General features: G+C 75.1%; 3 protein-coding genes. All 3 read right to left on the bottom strand.

Translation table 11 applies throughout. The features are described from left to right. Window positions 1–426: purine nucleoside phosphorylase YfiH/LACC1 family protein (locus CTKZ_RS03185; protein WP_200829625.1), on the bottom strand; the 426-nt coding region annotated here is incomplete at its 3' end. 2 nt (window positions 427–428) lie between these two features. Further along, window positions 429–1,685 carry a cell division protein FtsZ gene (gene ftsZ, locus CTKZ_RS03180; RefSeq protein ID WP_124341578.1) on the bottom strand — a complete coding sequence of 419 codons (1,257 nt, stop codon included), beginning with the start codon at window positions 1,683–1,685 and terminating at the stop codon, window positions 429–431. A gap of 219 nt (window positions 1,686–1,904) precedes the next feature. After that, window positions 1,905–2,770, bottom strand: an 866-nt coding sequence (locus CTKZ_RS03175; protein WP_235843182.1) for a cell division protein FtsQ/DivIB, incomplete at its 5' end; no start/stop codon positions are given.

Raw genomic sequence — 2,770 nt, 5'->3', positions numbered from 1 at the left:
CGCCTGCACGACGCCCGCGACCAGCCCGCGCCGACCGGCGTGCACCGCGGCGACCAGGCCGGCCTCGGCGTCGGCGAGCAGCACGGGCACGCAGTCCGCGACGAGCACGCCGACCGCGACACCCGGCGCGACGCCGACGAGCGCGTCGACCTCGCCGACCGACGCGAGCGGGTCGTCGTCCTCGGCCGGGGCGCGCACGACCGCGACCTGCCGACCGTGCACCTGCGTGCCGTACGCCACCGGTGCGCCGACCCAGCGCGCGATGCGGCGGCGGTTCTCCGCGACGGCCGACGGGTCGTCGGCGACGCCCGCACCGAGGTTGAGCGCGTCGTACGGCGCACGGCTCACGCCGCCGGCCCGCGTCGTGAACCCTGCCCGGACGCCCGGGCCGAGGTCCACGGCGAGCACGGCGAGCTCGCGCGGCACCGCTACTTGAGGAAGTCGGGGACGTCGAGCTCCTCGCGCTCCCGGCGGGCCGCGTCCTCGGTGAAGATGCGCGGCACCTCGAGCGCGCCGGTGATCGGCGTGGGCTCGGCCTCGGTGGACAGGAACGCGGGCACCTCGGGCTGCGGCGCGGGGCGCGCGGTGCGCGACTGCCCGTACGCGCCGACCGGCAGGACCTCGTCCTCGGGGTCGACGACGGGACGCGGCGTGGGCACCGACGGGACCGACGGGACGGAGCGGACGGACGCGCCGCTGACCTGACCGAGCGCGCGCGAGTCGCGGCGCACGACCGGGCCGCCGCCGTCGAAACCGGCCGCGATGACGGTCACGCGGACCTCGTCGCCCAGGGCGTCGTCGATGACCGCACCGAAGATGATGTTCGCCTCGGGGTGCGCGGCCTCCTGCACGAGGCGCGCGGCCTCGTTGATCTCGAACAGACCGAGGTCGGAGCCGCCCTGGATCGACAGCAGCACGCCGTGCGCGCCGTCGATGCTGGCCTCGAGCAGCGGCGACGAGATCGCCATCTCGGCGGCCTGCACCGCACGGTCCTCACCGCGCGCGAACCCGATGCCCATGAGCGCCGAGCCGGCGCCCTGCATGACGGACTTCACGTCGGCGAAGTCGAGGTTGATGAGACCCGGGGTCGTGATGAGGTCGGTGATGCCCTGCACGCCGGACAGCAGCACCTGGTCGGCGGAGTGGAACGCGTCGAGGACCGACACGTTGCGGTCGGAGATCGACAGCAGGCGGTCGTTCGGGATGACGATGAGCGTGTCGACCTCGGCGCGCAGCGCCTCGATGCCCGTGTCGGCCTGCACCGAGCGGCGTCGGCCCTCGAAGGTGAACGGACGCGTCACGACACCGATCGTCAGGGCGCCGAGCGAGCGGGCGATGCGCGCGACGACCGGCGCGCCGCCGGTGCCCGTGCCGCCGCCCTCGCCCGCGGTCACGAAGACCATGTCGGCGCCGCGCAGGACGTCCTCGATCTCCTCGGCGTGGTCCTCGGCGGCCTTCTTGCCGACCTCGGGGTCCGCGCCCGCGCCGAGCCCGCGCGTGAGCTCGCGGCCGACGTCGAGCTTGACGTCGGCGTCCGACATGAGCAGGGCCTGGGCGTCGGTGTTGACGGCGATGAACTCGACACCCTTGAGGCCGACCTCGATCATGCGGTTCACGGCGTTGACGCCGCCGCCGCCGATGCCGACGACCTTGATGACCGCCAGGTAGTTCTGCGGAGCTGCCACGGTGGGTGCCTCTCGTTCCGAGCCGGTCGCGGGGTGCTGCCCGCGAGGGTGACCGCGACACGCCGCGGTCGAGGTTCAACCTTCAGGTTCAGGTTGAGGGTTAGAGTTATGTCAGGCGTGCTGTCAGTGCGTGACGCTAGGTGCCGCACGCGCCGTGTTCAACGCACCACGCCGCGTGTCGCGCGACGTGTTCCGGACGCCCTCGCGCCGCCCGACCCGTCACCGCGTGATCGGCAGCCGCGGGGCCGAGACGTCGATCACCGTCGCCCCCGCCGCCGCGGCCGACGACCGCAGCGTCGACAGCACCGCGATCTTGAGCGGCGTCTCCGACGCGGACCCCCAGTCCACCCGCACACCGTCGCGCAGCTGCATGGTGACCGTGTCCTGCGTGCGCGCTGACACGCCCTGCACCTGCGCCAGCAGGTCGGCGGGCAGCTGCTCGAGCACCGCGAGGACCGCGGACAGCGTGCGCGCGTCACCGACCGGCACGTCGACCACCGGGAGCCCGTCCGGGGCGGTGTCGACCCGGCCCACCTGGACGCCCTCCATGTCGAGGAGCGCGAACCCGCCCTCGGCCGGCTCGGGCACCGCCGCGACCGGCTCGCGCGCGACGAGGACCACGAGCAGCCCGTGCGGCCAGCCACGCGTCACGCGCGCCTCGCGCACGCCCGGGACCTCGAGCACCTCGTCGCGCAGGCGCACGGTGTCGAGCCGCGGCAGCGGCGTGCCGGCGTGCGCGTCCACGACGTCGAGCACCTGGTCGACCGCGACCACCGTGCCTGCACCCTCGACACGCACGTCCTGCGGGTCCAGCGCGAGCACCGGCGACAGCAGCAGCAGCCACCCGAGCGCGCCCGCCGCGACCGCTCCCCCGGCGACCGCCGCGACCTTGCGCCGCGAGCGCGACCGGCGCGCACGCGCCCGCTCCTCGAACCGGGCGGCCGAGCTCGACGAGACGACGGGCGGCGCGACCGGGCCTCCGCGGCCGGTCAGGCCCCGCCCGCCCGCGGTGTACGTCGTGACGGCACGCCCGAACGTCGTGGACGCGTCGGCGCTGCCGGACGCGGCCGCGGAACCTCCCCGAG

Source organism: Cellulomonas algicola (assembly GCF_003851725.1).
Lineage (GTDB): Bacteria > Actinomycetota > Actinomycetes > Actinomycetales > Cellulomonadaceae > Cellulomonas > Cellulomonas algicola.
This window is presented reverse-complemented; position numbering and strand designations above follow the sequence as displayed.